Below are 15,627 nucleotides of genomic sequence, written 5' to 3'. Positions count from 1 at the left end.
TGTATCGTCGTGTTCCATGAACGGAGAGACGGTTGCGAGCGCTTCGGTCGCCGAAGAAAAGGTTCATGATACTAAGTCAAAAAGTGCCAACAAGTGTGAATTGTCTGATAAGCTCATTCAGTTTGCTAAACACCATCTCGGGCTGTTCATTGTTATTTTGTTTGTGGGCATTACATTGGTGGCGGTCTGTCGACGTGGTGTATTTGCACAGTTAAGGCAATGGACCGAACCAATACCTTATAAACATCGGGTTCATCTTACATTTTGTGTTTTCCGTGAATGACAAGTGACTTCTGGCTTATGTAGCCAGCGAACTTCTACACTTGTTTTTTATCAGGAATCACTATGAACCATATGACTAAAATGACTCGAGTCGCGTTGATATTCATGACAACGTTACTGTTAAGTTTGTTTTCTCTCCAACTTCCCGCTCAGACACCCGACACGCTTTGGATGAGCAACCCTCAACATCCACCGGTACAAACACGCTTTGTACTGACCGGCTTGCAAGATCCTCAAGCCAAAACGGTCACTGGCTATCTGGATGTAAAGCTATCGGGAGATTGGAAAACCTATTGGCGTTCACCGGGTGAAGGTGGGGTTGCTCCCTCTATTGACTGGCAAGCGTCGGAAAATTTGACCAAAGTCGATTGGCTTTGGCCCTACCCACAAAAGTTCGAACTACTGGGCATAGAGACGCAGGGCTACAAGGGCGACACTTTATTCCCGATCACACTGCACATCGAAGACATGAGCAAACCCGTTACTATTGATGCGGTATTAACGTTGTCTTCCTGCACCACGATTTGTGTTTTGACGGACTATCCAATTCAACTGACGTTTCTGCCTTCAGATTTACAGGTTGATGAAGAGGTGATGTTTCGTTATGCACAAGCACTGAGTAATGTTCCGCAACTTTCGCCATTTATTGAAGTCACGCAGGCAGATTGGGATGCCAATCAATCGACACTGCAGGTAAAGCTGACAAATACCCAAGGTTGGAATCATCCGCAGGTATTGGTAGATGGTGTTGATGACTCCACGCGAGATTACAGCTTCAAGTTAAAAGGAACTTATTTGGAAGGCAATGTCCTGACGGCTAGTTATAAAGTGAATACCTGGCTGGGAGAGGTTGACCTTAATAACCAGCCGCTGTTTGTTTCAATCAAGGACGATAACTTATTAGCGGAAGAGGTTAGCCAAGCGCAAGCTGCAGCGATCGTAGATGCGTTACCAGATACGTCTTTAACAAGCGTATTTGTTTTTGCTCTGCTTGGTGGTCTGATTCTTAATATCATGCCTTGTGTTCTTCCTGTGCTTGGGATGAAGCTGAGTAGTATCGTTACTGCTCACGGGGTCGAACGTCGTCAGATTCGCGCACAGTTCGTCGCTTCTTCATTGGGAATTTTGACGTCGTTCTGGATTCTGGCGGGTTTTATCACCGTGCTTAAAATGACAGGCAGTGCGATCGGGTGGGGTGTACAGTTCCAGAGTGTTTGGTTTCTTGGCTTGATGGTGCTGGTTACTGGGCTTTTTGGCGCCAATATGCTTGGGCTATTTCAAATTCGCCTTTCATCTGGCACGAATACGTGGCTGGCTTCCAAAGGCAATAACACTCTTATTGGCCACTATGTTCAGGGTATGTTTGCGACTTTACTTGCGACACCATGTTCTGCGCCATTTCTGGGTACGGCGGTGGCCTTCGCACTTGGGGCTGATGTGTTTACGTTGTTTGCCGTCTTTACTGCGTTGGCAATCGGTATGGCGTTGCCGTGGATTCTGGTCGCTGTCTTTCCGAGTATTGCGCTTAAATTGCCAAAACCAGGTAAGTGGATGAATGTGGTTAAAGTTGGTTTTGGTGTGATGATGCTGGCAACCAGTATTTGGTTGCTGACCTTGATTGCTAATCACTTACCGTTGTTCTGGGTCATTCTGGCTGGCTTGACCGGGTTTATTTTTATCATGGCGAGGGTCAAAACCGTTTACGGCGAAAAAATGCTGGCGATAACGGGTTCCGCCTCAGTATTTTTGATTGCTGGTGGGTTGCTTCTTGCTAGCTTCACTGCCAGCAAGTGGGCGACACCACTTCCACAAGACCTTGCATGGCAGAGGCTGTCAAACACAGCGATTGACTCTCATGTTGCAAATGGAAGAGTCGTATTTGTGGACGTTACTGCAGATTGGTGTATCACTTGTAAAGCGAACAAGATCGGGGTGATCTGGCAAGATCCGGTGTATTCGTTATTACAAAGTCCAAGTGTCGCGACATTGAAGGGGGACTGGACTCACCCTGAAAGTTCCGTAACGGATTTCCTACGTCTATATGGACGTTACGGCGTCCCTTTTAATATCGTCTATGGGCCAGCAGCACCCCAAGGCATCCCCTTGCCCGTCATTCTTACCGAGGATGTTGTCGTCAGTGCGATCAAACAAGCGAGTGGAGAAAACAGTTAATGAGCTCTAAAAGTCGTCGTAAATCATGGCAACATTGGCTAATCCAACTCCTACAAATTGTGATCATTGTTACCGTTGTTTCAGTTGGCATTGATTGGTACCGCACCAAAGATATACCCAAACAAAACGCGCCAGCGTTGAGCGCGTTCATGAGCAGTGGTCAATATGTTGATGTCATCGAGAAAAGTCACGAAGAACCTGTGGTTGTTTATTTTTGGGCGACATGGTGTCCGGCATGTAAATTTGTTAGCCCAAGTGTGAACTGGATAAGTGATCACTACTCGGTAATTGGGGTTTCTGGTTCTTCAGGCAATGAGGATCGGGTGAAACAGTTTATGATGTCTAAAGATTATCGATTCAATAATATCAATGATCCTAAAAGTAAAATTATGCAAGATTGGAAAGTCGTTGTTACCCCCACCATTTATGTTTTAAGAAATGGTGAGATAACCTCTATTACAACGGGTATTTCCACGCCGATGGGAATATTAGCAAGAATTTGGTTAGCTAGTTAATTTCCTAAAATAAATCCGATATTCCAACACTGGAATATCGGATTTTTTAATACGGCGCTATTTTCTAGCACCAACAGGAATCATAATATGAGCATATGGGGTTCCTTTCCACATGACATAGGGGCCACCATAATAGGGATCGGTTGGTAGTGAATCGAGTAGTGCCTGGTCCGGAGTAATAATCATCAAGTGAGGGCCTTCGACTATCCATTGATTGTCGTCGGTTTTTCCTTCTGCATAAGGGTCGGTATTACTGGCGCCACCATCACCGGCCAACATATAAGAAATACCCAATGCTTTTGCTTGGAATGGCTTTTTATTCATCCAGGCATCTGCCCATTCCATCCACGCTCCGTCCATACACATTGGTGCGGTGCCCTCTAGCTGAGGGGGAGTCGGGAAACAGGTATATTGACTTGACCCTTCTTGAAGGACGTTATTGTTCCAGTCCATCACCGTTACTTTGTCACGAATGGTTGGAGGGGCTGCACTCAATGCGTCATCCAATAAAGCTTGTGAATCATCTGCTGCGTACACACTAAAAGCGCAACTTACCGAAATAAGAGTTGAAATATAAAGAGCTGACTTCATAAATATGGCCTCAAGTTAATACAACATGAGAATGAGAGTGACTTAATTATAGATTAATATTAGCAATGGGTAATTTATTTTTACGGAATGCTCATAAGCAATAAGTTTATTATGTTAATTTGAATATTGTTTCTATATACATATGAAACATAGCTTTCACTAATAATGTTTTTACGCTTGTTAAAGCCAATTAAATATTAATGTTGGTAAACGTTTTTATATATCTATCTTTATATCTAAATTTTCATTTAGAGAGCACTATTATTTTATGCTCGTAATGTATTTATATAACAACGAATTAATATAGAAAAAAGCCGCATGATTGCGGCGATGTATAGAAAACCAGTCAGCAAATGGTGCTTTCTAATGCTGGGTGACGTTGTTTTGGAGCATTTCGGGGTGTTTCAATAACATGACTCGAATCCAGTGATGGACGACCCAGATCACCATTGCGGTAAGTAGCACTGCCACAAAAATGGAGCTGAAACGGTACAGGATTGAGAAAAAGGCATCCTTTTGCTCTGGAACCAATGAAGTTGTTAAGGGCACTGATAGCGCCGACATGGCGGAAAACGCAATCGCAGCTTTTATTTGCCCCTTGGTCAGCCAGAGGCAGAAAGGCCCCATCGCAATGGTAAATGCCAGCCAGAAAAGTAAGCCATGGCCATACCAACTGCCCAAGATTAATTGCACAGCCATCCCTGCGATGCAGCCTAACGCTGTTCCTATTATGCGGATTTTCGCCATGCCCATTGAACCGGCTAAAGTCATTGGCGTCAGGATGATCAATATGGACGCCTGTGCAGACAACGAATCATACAAATCAGCAACCTGGAAAACGATAAATGCAGCCATCGCGACTACCCAACCCATTGCGACCTGACTGATGTAGTCGATATCTCTTTTCACGGGGGTAGAGATTGCGATGTTTTCGGTTGGTGAATCAGGCTCTGGAAACAGCCAGTAGGCGAGTGCACAAACAAAAATATTACACAAGGTGATGACCCACATGTTGACGTTGAACTCTTCGATATCCATAAAATCGTAGCTGGCGAAGTTCAACACAATGGAGCCAACTAGCAGCCCCATGTAGCCGAACAAGAACGTTTTTGGATTCATCATCGCGATACACTTAAACAGCATCATGATGCCGACCGCTACAGTCATCAGCACCGGATGGAATTGTAAGTACTCCAACAGGAAAGTAGCCTGCAGCGTCGTCCAAACGGCAGAGAAAAACACCATCAGTAACGACGGGAGATCAAAACGGTCAATTCTTCCCAGAATAAACAGCGGTACCATGATGGCAAAGAATCCGTATGACCAGTTAAACAGCATGCTCAGTGCGAGACCTAAAGAGCAGCCGAACCAAATTCGTAAGGTTTTCATGTTGCCGCCTAGTAGATAAAGTGGAACCAACTCGCGAGGTAAATCTGAGCGTTAGCCATCATCTGCCAGAAAACACTATTGTCCGGATACAAAACGATGGTTGCACGAGAGCCGACGAATAGGGCGTTTGGTAATGCTTCGTCACTGGTGAGATTAACCCGTGTGCGCTGAGCATCACGTACCCAACGGTTATTCACTTCCACTTTTGTCAACGCACCATTTGGTGTTTGTTGCGCTGCGGCGACACCGTAATCTCTGCTGGATAGATCAAAGTCGTAAACCACCCCGGGATTTGCATCGAATGTGACTAAGGCATGATAGGTTTTGTCGACGCCAGCGACCGATTTTTCACGAAAGTCAGCAGCAACCCACATAGAACCCGTTGGTACGAACGTTAAAAGCGGCAAGTTACTATTCGCCATGGTTCCGGTTTCCAGTTGCAGGTTAGTTACCACACCATCACTTGGCGCGAGTATTTCGGTATTGGCTAAGTCTAACATCGCTTTGTCGATACCATTTTGAGCGATACGCACGGCGGAACTTTGACCTTTGTGATCACCAAGCTGGGCTTCAATGACTTTTAAGTTTTGTTTTTCCGCTTTTAATGCAGCATTAGATACCTGATTTTGTGCGAAAGCATCATCGAGTGCTGATTGGGAAATGACTTTCTTACTCGATAGCTTCTGCAAGCGCACGTATTCCCGATGTGCATTATCAAACGTCGCTTGCGCTCTGGCGATATTGGCAATCGCTGCCTCTCGCTGAGAATATAGGGTCGCCTCTTTTTCATATGCGGCTTGCAGCGACAACTTCGCTTGCTCAAGCGCGATTCTGTATTTGCGATCGTCAATCTTAAATAACACTTCGTCCTTGCGGACTTCCTGGTTATTGGAAATCAGAACGTCGGTGACTTTGCCAGACACCTCTGGAGCTAATTGAACAACATACCCCTGAACCCGACCTTCGGTGGTTAATGGAGCGTGACGGTCAGCAATGACGATGTATAAGAATAGAACGATAAACAGGACAATTAATGTGCGCATCCAGTGTCTGAATTGTTGGTCAGCAGTCATTGAAAGTTCCGGAGATAGATTAAAGAAAGCGATTATAGATAACTCACTAACAATTCAGTAGAATGATAACACCAACATAAGTGACCTAAAAATAGGACAATGAACGTAAGCTTAGATGATATTTATCTGTTCACCCAGACTGTTGTTCATGGTGGGATCAGTGTGGCGGCTGAGGCGAACCAATTACAACGCTCCAAAGTGAGCCGCAGATTACAGGAACTTGAAAAAGCGTTGGGTGTGCAATTGCTCATCCGTACTACCAGAAGTATTGAACTAACTGCGCACGGTAAACGCTTATTTGAGTTGGTCGGACAGTCGGTCGATCATATCCAGCAGGGTTTGAGTGCAATGCATGAGTACCAGCAAGAGCTTTCAGGGAAGGTGCGATTGGCAATACCATCCGCGTTAATGAGCTCGGCTGCGTTTAGTGCGATTATTTCAGAATATACTCAGCGTTACCCAGATATCTCTGTGGAGATCGAAAACCATCAAGAGAGTGTCGATCTTAAACGGCAGTCGTTTGATCTTCAGCTTTTGCCCAGCGTCGTTAAAGTGACCGATGACAGCTATATTCAATTTAGTCTGTTGCCGTATACCAGTCATTTTGTGGCATCAAAAGCGTACCTTGAGGCTCATCCTCCATTAGAGTCTTTGGACGATCTTAAGCATCATCGCTTGCTGACTAATCGCTATAACGCGAACCTGTTAGATCCTGCTCTGGATGTTGCATTAAAGTCTGATGACCTCAACCTGTTACGTTCAATGGCGATAGCAGGCAATGGTATTGCTTTTATTCCTCAGACACATTCAAAGCCCTCGTTGCAAGATGGCCTACTTGTCGAAGTGTTGCCCGAAATCGCTCACCCAAAGCAACATTTGACCCTTATTTATCCGTCTGCTTTGTTTCTGCCAAACAAAGTGGTTGCGTTAATTGAACTGTTTCGAGAAAAGTTTAAATAGCAAGAGGTATGGCGCACTCAAAATAGTGTGAGCGAGCCTTCTCTTTCCGTCGCAGGTTCTCCAACCCAAGTGGATATTAGGTCATTATCGATATTCAACTGGTTTTATTGGGTGTCAAGCACCACATAAAGGAGGTAAGTATGTTATCGAAAGACAACACTGGGTTGATTGTCGTGGATGTACAAGGCAAGCTCGCGACATTAGTGCATGAAAGTGACCAGCTGATTGAAAATGTCACCAAGTTGGTCAAAGGAGCTAAGGCGCTGAACTTGCCAATTCTCTGGCTGGAGCAGAACCCTGAAAGGCTAGGGCCAACCTCTGAGCTTATTCGAGTGGAGTTAGAGACAGCACATTTGCCGATTACCAAGTACACATTTGATGGCTGCAAAGAAGAACGTTTTAAGCTAGCGGTAGAAAATGCCAAAGTGGATACATGGTTGGTTTGTGGCATTGAGTCCCACATTTGTGTGTATCAAACTGCGCTTTCTTTGCGTCAATCGGGCTACCGTGTTGAACTTGTGACCGATTGTGTGTCGTCGCGTACGGCTGCGAACAAGGCGCTTGCTCTGGCGAAGTTAACCGCCAATGGTATCGTATTAACGGGCCTGGAAATGTGTCTTTACGAAATGGTGGAAGATTGTCGAGCGCCAGAGTTTAAAGAGATTCTGGCTTTGATCAAATAGATCTTCGAGTCGCGGTCTAGGGCTGCGCGTTTAGTCAAATTCTCGTTGATATCTTGGCAGCATTGACTCGTTGCCAAGTATCCCTCCTTGATGAACATAGATCAGTGTCTTGTCTGGGTTCTTTTTTCGCCACGAAGCCAGACATTGCCACATATAGGGGTCGTAAAGGAGATCAAACTCCAGATTCGTTTGTTCGTACAAGCTTTTCCATGTCTCGTAATCTTCTTTATACAGGCGTCCGAAATGGTGTTTTTTCCGTACCGATAAAACCTGCGGATGACTGGTTTCACCCAGCATATTGAACTGCTCAGTTAGATAGTTTTCATCCCCTACACACGGGCAGGTTAAGATTTCTATTCCATGAGGGTTGAGATACTTGTGTAGATATAATGCGGTGGTGCCAGTACCGGAAGGAAGCGCAACCGCAAACTGTTCTTTTGCTCTGAAGCGAGTCCAGTCGAGAATCTCGCGCGCAAGTTGTTTTACGCCACCTTCGGCAATTTGAGAGCGTCCGCCTTCAGGCATAAACAGCGTGGTTTCATCCAATCCACGTATATCCGAGATGTACTGGCTAGGGTGAAGCTCGCTGCCAACGTCTTTCATCGCTGTTATCTGCATCCCTAAATCGAGTGCGCCTCTATAATTACCAATAGGCGTGCTTTTTAACCACTCCGGGATATGACTGACATAAAACTCGAATGCCCACCCTTTAACTTTTGCGAGTGCAGCCAGAGAATACATCGCATTAGACTGGGCGGAGCCATAGCTAATCAGAGTCGTAACATTTGGATCCTGCTCTTCTAATAACATCATGAATTTACGTGCTTTGTTCCCGGAAAAGTGGGAATGCAGTAAATCATCGCGCTTTAGAAAGAATGTCTGACCGTTAAAGCTGTGTTGAGTGATTGGGCTTTCAGAGAGTTTCATGTGATGCCTGACGGAATAAACCGTGTCACCTGATCATTTTAAAAGGTGGCACAGTTTACCGTTATCGCTAAGAGAACAAAAGCGGCGAGGCTTAAAAATACCATTGATTTTTCAAGGTTATTCGTCGGTATGTTCAGATGCCAAATTGATCAACGCTTCACACCCGCCTGATGAGTGCGTATTGATCACAAACTGCCAGCCATAGCGGCGGCACAAGTCATCAACGATCATGAGCCCTAAACCGTGTCCGTCAGAGTCTGGAACGGAAGAAAAGCCTTCTCCTTCATCTCGGACAGACAAAGTATCGTCGCTCATTTCAACGTAGATTTTGCCTTTAGAGGTTGCGGCAATACTATTTCGAATCAGGTTACTCAGAACGATATTAAGCACAGCGGTTGTTGCTCTTGTATGTGGGCTGCCTGTTACCGTCACTTCAAACTCAAGAGACTTTTCATCAGCCTGTGCCTGACTAAGTGAAACAATGTGGTGTAGCTCCTGCTCAGAAATTCTCCGCACAGGGCTATCATCCGAATTTCGCTCATACCGAACTAATCCCAGCAATGCGTCGACCATGGTAGACATCTGCTGCGTTGCGTCCTGAATACGATTAACCTGTCGTTCCTGAAATGGTGTGCTGGAATTTCTGGCTAATAAGCTACTGGAGCCTTTCATTACTGTCAGTGGCGTTCTGAGCTCATGGCTGGCGTAGCGTGCAAAGGCTTGTTCTCGCTTAATGACCTGATTTACCTCGTTGCGATACTCGTTAAGTTGAGTAGCAAGGGCTTCGAACTCTTTCGCTGAACCTGGCGGCACAACAAACTTCTTCGTTGTATCGCCTTGGTGCTCATCCAATTGCGTTTTCAGAGTGTTAATCGGCTCAATTAATCGCTGAGACAAGCGGAGTAACAAACTGCCGAAGACAAAAATCAGTGCGAGTACCACCGCCAGCACCAACCCGATAACATAAGAGAACTCGCTCCATGTAATCTCGATTTCATCAATTAACGAAATCAAGATGATGGGATGCTCCTCACCATCCTGCATGTAGGTGCTCATGTAAATCATGCGTGTATAGGGTTCTTCGCCGGCTTCACCTAAAAAATAGTGTTTATCTTGCAAGAAAGGGCGGTAAAAATCGGGAACCAGGTTGATGTCATTGTATGCCGTTGTTAGAAGATCAAGCTTTATGACTCCCTCGGAAGGCGTCTGTTTAAAATGCTCAATGGCTTCTTTTTTGTCGATCATAATTCGGCGTTCACCGACGCGATCTTCTGACCAAAGCAGTGATCCACTTACTAACGCAAAGCAGAGCAATCCGATCACGACGGAAACCAGCAAGAAAAACAGTTCGAGTCGACCGGTCATACTTTTCGTATTACCGAGTAAGCGACGAATCATGCTCCCGGCTCCAAACGAAAGCCGACTTTAGGAATGGTTTTGAGCAAGTGCTCCTCGAAGGGTTTATCGAGTTGTCCGCGCAGCTGATAAATGTGGCTGCGAAGCACATCGTTATTTGGCTCGTTTTCTTGCCATAAACGAAAGGCTATGTCTTCTCGGGTTACGATTTCTGGTGCGCTTTGTACCAGCATTTCTAGAATGGTGTAAGTGGTTGGGTTTAGTGCCAACTGCTTGCCTTGGCGATACGCCTGGTGCGTTTTTTGGTCAATCGTTACTTCACCGTACTGGAGTTGGCTTGAGGCAACGGTACCACGATAGCGTTTTATTAGCGCAGTCATGCGAGCTTCGAGAATATCGAGGTCAAAAGGCTTAGTCAGGTAGTCATCCGCTCCATGGGCAAAGCCTTTCAGCATATCGTCGTGACTATCTAGAGCGGTCAGCATGAGTACAGGGGTATTATTTCCTGCGTCTCTTAACTTGTTACACAGCGTTAAACCATCCATACGCGGTAACATTAAATCGAGCAAAATAATGTCGAAAGAGTTACTTAGGGCAAGCTTAAGACCAAGCTCTCCGTTGTCAGCGTAATCAAGCTGCATGCCAGCACACTCGAAATAATCGAACAGCATTCCAGCGATTTCTCGATTATCTTCTACTAAAAGTACACGTTTCATTCATTCTTATCCAATCTCGGCAATGTCGGTTTGCCCTTGACGAACATTATTCTCTATAAGCGTGAAAAAGTTGTCAATGTTATAAACGATTCACCAGTATAAGTGACTGATTGAAAGCGTAACACGCAAAACAAAAGGGCTCCAGAATTGCTTCTGGAGCCCTTTATTAGATTCCGTTGTTTCGATGGTTATCGACGCTTAGGTTTGCGCTGACCGGCTGGTTTACCCTGAGCTTGAGGGTGACCCTGACCTTGTGGCTTACCGCCATTCGGGCGGTTTGAGTTAGAGCCTGCTCGCTGGCCGTTGTTATTACCACGACCTTGGCCACCTTGCGCTTTACCAGAGCCATTGCGGTTGCCAGAAGGCTTGCCGTCACGAGAACCACCCTCAGAGCGTTTCTCTAGGTGACCACCAAAACCAGGCTGGTTCTTGGTGTGCTTAGTCGCAAAGCGGTTTGCACCGTGGCGGCCGGATTTACGACGCTGTGCAGGTGTTTGCGCATCAATGTCTTCAGCCGGAACCAAACAAGTGGCTTTGTCACCAATCAGATGTTTTTTGCCCATGCTAACCAATGCTTCACGAATCATTGGCCAGTTTGCCGGATCGTGGTAACGCAGCAGAGCTTTATGCAGACGACGCTGACGCTCACCTTTAGCGACAGGAATGTCTTCACGCTGTTTGTACTTCACGCGTTTCAGAGGGTTAGTCTCTGAGTAGTACATTGATGTTGCGTTACACATTGGCGATGGGTAGAAGTTTTGTACCTGGTCACACTCAAAGTTGTTCTTCTTCAACCAAAGCGCAAGGTTCAGCATATCTTCATCTTCAGTGCCCGGGTGCGCAGAGATAAAGTAAGGGATCAGATACTGTTTCTTACCTGCTTCAGCACTGTACTTCTCGAACATTTCTTTGAAGCGGTCATACGTACCCATGCCTGGTTTCATCATCAGATCCAGAGGGCCTTTTTCAGTATGCTCAGGTGCGATCTTCAAGTAGCCGCCAACGTGGTGAGTGACCAACTCTTTCACGTATTCTGGTGACTCAATCGCAAGATCGTAACGTACGCCCGACGCTACCATTACCTTCTTAACGCCTTCAACCTTGCGCGCTTCGCGGTAAAGGTCGATGGTGTGTTTGTGGTCTGTGTTTAGCTTGTTACAGATACCTGGGAACACGCAAGAAGGGCGACGACAGTTCGCTTCCGCTTTCGGATCTTTACAACCCAGACGGTACATGTTCGCGGTAGGGCCACCAAGATCGGAAATCGTGCCAGTAAAGCCTGGAACTTTGTCGCGAATTTCTTCTATCTCGTTAATGATCGATTCTTTAGAACGGTTCTGGATGATTCGTCCTTCGTGCTCGGTAATCGAACAGAATGAACAACCACCAAAACAGCCGCGCATGATATTCACCGATGTTTTGATCATGTCATACGCAGGGATTTTCGCCTTACCATACATAGGGTGAGGGACACGTGCGTATGGTAAACCAAACACAAAGTCCATCTCTTCTGTGGTCAACGGAATCGGGGCTTGGTTAACCCAAAGTTCACGGTCGCCGTGGCGTTGAATCAACGCTCGTCCAGAGTATGGGTTAGTTTCCAGGTGCATCACACGGCTTGCGTGCGCGTACAGAATACGGTCGTTGTTAAGTTTTTCGAAGTTAGGTAAACGTACCGCTGTGGTTTTAGCATCATGACGTGACGGACGGATAGTGATTGGCTGCGCCGCAGCTGGTTCGTCTTTCTTGGTGTCGCACTGCGTTTCTACCTCGTATGGGTTCTTAGGTACGAACGCTTCTTTACGTGGTTTTTCAATACGAGACGAGTCGATGATGGTATAGCTGTCTGGTGCTGCAGGCAGGTTAACCGCTGTACCACGAATGTTCGTCATGTCAGAAATATTTTCGCCGTTTGCGATGCGGTGTGCCACTTCCACCAGTGCACGCTCAGCATTACCAAATAACAAAATGTCGGCTTTCGCATCAAGCAAAATCGAGCGACGAACTTTATCTGACCAGTAGTCATAGTGCGCAACGCGTCGTAGGCTGGCTTCAATACCACCTAGTACGATAGGCACTTCTTTATAGGCTTCACGACAACGCTGTGAATAAACTAAGGTCGCGCGGTCAGGACGTTTACCACCTTCGTTATTCGGTGTGTACGCATCATCGTGACGAAGTTTTTTATCTGCGGTGTAGCGGTTGATCATGGAGTCCATGTTACCCGCTGTGATCCCAAAGAACAGATTTGGCTGACCAAGCTGCATGAATGCGTCTTTGTTCTGCCATTCAGGTTGAGCAATGATACCAACTCTGAAGCCTTGCGCTTCTAGTAGACGGCCAATGATCGCCATACCAAAGCTTGGGTGATCCACGTAGGCATCCCCTGTCACAATGATAATGTCACAGCTATCCCATCCTAGGGCATCCATTTCTTTGCGGCTGGTCGGCAAGAAAGGTGCCGAACCAAAACACTCGGCCCAGTATTTTTTGTACTCATGAATAGGAGTGATGTTATTGGTCATATTTTGCTCTCTGTTCCAGGGAGCGCGAATTATAGCGATTTGATGATCAGGTATCTATACCAAACTTGTTTATTCAAGCTTAGTTCATCGAGTTTTATTTAGATTGTAAAAATTGGACGGAGTTAACGATGGATTTTTATCTAATATCACCTTGAATCCCTTGTGGTTATTAGGGTTGCGACTAATAGTGTCCCAATCTTAATACAAGAGATAAGCAACCGTGTTCTTATCTTTATTCCTGTATATAATCAGATTGTGCACAGCAATATAACGCGATTCAGGCGGTTATGTTTGTCACGCTAAGCCAGAGCAGTCGAAGTTAGGGTTTAAGAAGGAAAGGCTAGGTAATGAGGAATTCAGCAAAGATAGCACTAGGTCGAGTACAACCCGAACTCAATCATACAACAGTTATTGAGTGGTCTTACAATCATTGTACTCGCGAGTATGAGTGCGACCAGCGGAGCATGGACGAGGTTTTTGGTTTTCAAAGCTTTGAGGACATGCTTGATCAAATGTCTTCGGAGCAAAGGGAAAACTTCCAGCAGCAAATCAGCGAAGTGGATCTACTCGGCGGCGAGGGCCATTTTTCGTGTTGTTTAGCATCAAACGAAATCGATCTTGTTTGTGCCACGATGAACTTCGAGAAGGTAAATGGCTGCGTGGTGAAAGGTACCGTCACGCCTTTGATGAGCATTGTCGGTGGAGGGGAGCAGGCTAAAATATTGGAGACTCTGTTCGACCTACCAAATGTTGGTGTTTTAATCGCGGACGCTAACGCCAATATACTTGGGTGTAACCGAGCTTTCGAACTGCAAATGGGCTATAGAAATAGCGATCTCATCGGCCTCAAAACAGAAGTTTTTCGTTCCTCACATCATAGTCAATCCTTTTATGCTGAGATCTGGAACCGTATCGAGAAAGATGGTTACTGGAGTGGCAACCTTTTTTCCCGAACCGCGAGCGGTGGTCATCAAGCTCACCATCTCTACGCTTATCGGCTGAATTTTCAATCTGGGCGAGTATTGTTCCTCGGGTTCTCTACGGATATCTCTGCGTCCTTGGTATGGATGAAAAATCGCAGTGAGCAGGCTCGAGACTGGTTCTCGTTTTTGCCCACAAAAGACCAATTTGAAAACAAACTAGAGCACTTCGCCAGAGAGAGCGGCCATCAAGATCTCAATATCATCATGACGCTGAGGCCGAACTTTAGTCAGAAGCGCTTAGTGGAGCAGCAGCTAGGGTTTGCTGACTTTATCACGCGCAGCCGCTACACAAAGCTAGCCGGTCAGTTAACTCGGAACGTATTTGTCGTGTGCTTGCAAACACCGCGTTGCCAGTGGCTAAGCACCATCAAGCTAATCGAAGTGGCTATGAAGGGATTCTTCACGGAATTAAAAAGTGAGATGGGCACAATGGTTCATGACACGATTGTTGAAGGACAAACTGGCGTGTCCGTACTTGGCTACGATACGAGCAGTCCAAAAAAGGCGTTAGCTTTGGCGGTTCAAACGATGGTGTCGTCTAAAGTAGGTGAAGGTGGATACTTCAATTTCTATAACAGCACGCTGCATACCGAGCTGCTAAAACGCCAGCACTTAGAAGCCTTCCTTCAAAAGAAAATCGATGGTGAACTTGTAGATGTCTATTTTCAGCCGATTGTGGACACCTACTCGGGTAAAGTCATTAAATTTGAAGCGTTAGCGCGGTTTCACCATGAAAATAGTAGTTACACTACGCAAGAGATGATTTCGGTTATCGAAGATCTGGAATTAATCGCCGAGTTAGACGATATGGTTTGTCGAATCGCGCTGGAGCGCTGGTCTGAATTACAAGGCTTCTATGACGATAATGTAGGACTGTCTATTAACCGCTCTCTCAACACTAAGTTAGATGTATTACAGGTGTTGCAACGTTCATTAGATTTGATTAAATCCAGCAGCGTCAATCCTGAACTGGTGACATTAGAATTAACCGAATCGGCTTACTTTGAGCAAGATGAAGCGCATACTCAAGCCTTGAAGCAGATCAGGCAAGAAGGGATAAAAATCGCCATTGATGATTTTGGTACCGGCTACGCTTCTTTTTCTTATCTCGGAAAAGGACAGTTTGATCTACTCAAAATTGACCGTAAGTTCGTGGCGGATATTCATGAGGGCAGCAGTAATTATTACATTGTTAAAATGATCACAGAGCTGGCTCACCAATTGGGAGTAAAAGTGATTGCAGAAGGCGTCGAGCAAGTACAAGAGCGGCGTATTCTGGCCGACCTTGGGGTCGATTACCTTCAAGGGTATTTGTTTTCCCCGGCGGTGCCAGCCACGGATCTGAAGCAAACTAAATATTGCCAGAGTTTATTTAGCTTGGGTTCGGGGTAATGAAAGCCTCTGCCTTCAATACGTAATCAGAAAATGCTGTAGAAGTGAGTTCGAAAGGTGAGC

At 45.8% G+C, this 15,627-nt stretch carries 12 protein-coding genes; 5 read left to right on the top strand and 7 right to left on the bottom strand.

Translation table 11 applies throughout. The features are described 5' to 3' along the window. Positions 1-345: 345 nt before the first annotated feature. Complete coding sequence (locus DBX26_RS09305) at positions 346-2,454, top strand: protein-disulfide reductase DsbD (protein ID WP_118118894.1); 2,109 nt, start codon at positions 346-348, stop codon at positions 2,452-2,454. Next, positions 2,454-2,969, top strand: a complete 516-nt coding sequence (locus DBX26_RS09300; protein ID WP_118118892.1) for a protein disulfide oxidoreductase — start codon at positions 2,454-2,456, stop codon at positions 2,967-2,969. Before DBX26_RS09305 ends, DBX26_RS09300 begins: the two co-directional genes overlap by 1 nt. Positions 2,970-3,026: 57 nt before the next feature. Here DBX26_RS09300 and DBX26_RS09295 read toward each other — a convergent pair whose 3' ends face one another. The 3 genes from DBX26_RS09295 to DBX26_RS09285 all read right to left on the bottom strand — a co-directional run bounded on the left by DBX26_RS09295 (position 3,027) and on the right by DBX26_RS09285 (position 6,022). Next, positions 3,027-3,560 (bottom strand): hypothetical protein, encoded by a 534-nt coding sequence (locus DBX26_RS09295; protein WP_014232435.1) that lies wholly within the window; start codon positions 3,558-3,560, stop codon positions 3,027-3,029. Positions 3,561-3,923: 363 nt separating this feature from the next. Then, positions 3,924-4,949, bottom strand: a complete 1,026-nt coding sequence (locus DBX26_RS09290; protein ID WP_014232434.1) for a DUF2955 domain-containing protein — start codon at positions 4,947-4,949, stop codon at positions 3,924-3,926. Positions 4,950-4,957: 8 nt separating this feature from the next. Continuing rightward, positions 4,958-6,022, bottom strand: a complete 1,065-nt coding sequence (locus DBX26_RS09285) for an HlyD family secretion protein (protein ID WP_118118890.1) — start codon at positions 6,020-6,022, stop codon at positions 4,958-4,960. 99 nt (positions 6,023-6,121) lie between these two features. On the opposite strand from DBX26_RS09285, the gene DBX26_RS09280 reads away from it, so the two are divergent. Together DBX26_RS09280 and DBX26_RS09275 are read left to right on the top strand one after the other, a co-directional pair. Continuing rightward, on the top strand, positions 6,122-6,982 hold the full coding sequence (locus tag DBX26_RS09280; RefSeq protein ID WP_118118888.1) for a LysR family transcriptional regulator: 861 nt from the start codon (positions 6,122-6,124) through the stop codon (positions 6,980-6,982). Between the two features lie 140 nt (positions 6,983-7,122). Then, on the top strand, positions 7,123-7,665 hold the full coding sequence (locus DBX26_RS09275) for an isochorismatase family protein (RefSeq protein ID WP_118118886.1): 543 nt from the start codon (positions 7,123-7,125) through the stop codon (positions 7,663-7,665). 30 nt (positions 7,666-7,695) lie between these two features. On the opposite strand, the gene DBX26_RS09270 is transcribed toward DBX26_RS09275, so the two are convergent. The 4 genes from DBX26_RS09270 to DBX26_RS09255 all read right to left on the bottom strand — a co-directional run bounded on the left by DBX26_RS09270 (position 7,696) and on the right by DBX26_RS09255 (position 13,189). Beyond that, a complete protein-coding gene (locus DBX26_RS09270; RefSeq protein ID WP_118118884.1) occupies positions 7,696-8,592 on the bottom strand; it encodes a 1-aminocyclopropane-1-carboxylate deaminase/D-cysteine desulfhydrase in 897 nt (298 codons plus the stop codon). A 117-nt stretch (positions 8,593-8,709) separates the two neighbouring features. Continuing rightward, a complete protein-coding gene (locus DBX26_RS09265) occupies positions 8,710-9,990 on the bottom strand; it encodes a HAMP domain-containing sensor histidine kinase (RefSeq protein WP_118118882.1) in 1,281 nt (426 codons plus the stop codon). Continuing rightward, positions 9,987-10,664: a response regulator transcription factor gene (locus DBX26_RS09260; RefSeq protein WP_118118880.1), complete on the bottom strand. Its 678-nt coding sequence runs from the start codon at positions 10,662-10,664 to the stop codon at positions 9,987-9,989. The genes DBX26_RS09265 and DBX26_RS09260 overlap by 4 nt, the downstream gene beginning before the upstream one ends. A gap of 188 nt (positions 10,665-10,852) precedes the next feature. Then, positions 10,853-13,189 (bottom strand): YgiQ family radical SAM protein, encoded by a 2,337-nt coding sequence (locus DBX26_RS09255; protein WP_118118878.1) that lies wholly within the window; start codon positions 13,187-13,189, stop codon positions 10,853-10,855. Between the two features lie 347 nt (positions 13,190-13,536). Between DBX26_RS09255 and DBX26_RS09250 the strand changes: the two genes are divergently transcribed. Beyond that, positions 13,537-15,564, top strand: a complete 2,028-nt coding sequence (locus DBX26_RS09250; RefSeq protein WP_254063472.1) for an EAL domain-containing protein — start codon at positions 13,537-13,539, stop codon at positions 15,562-15,564. Positions 15,565-15,627: the final 63 nt, after the last annotated feature.

Origin of the sequence: Vibrio sp. dhg, assembly GCF_003443775.1 — a bacterium.
Classification (GTDB): Bacteria; Pseudomonadota; Gammaproteobacteria; order Enterobacterales; family Vibrionaceae; genus Vibrio; species Vibrio natriegens.
This window is presented reverse-complemented; position numbering and strand designations above follow the sequence as displayed.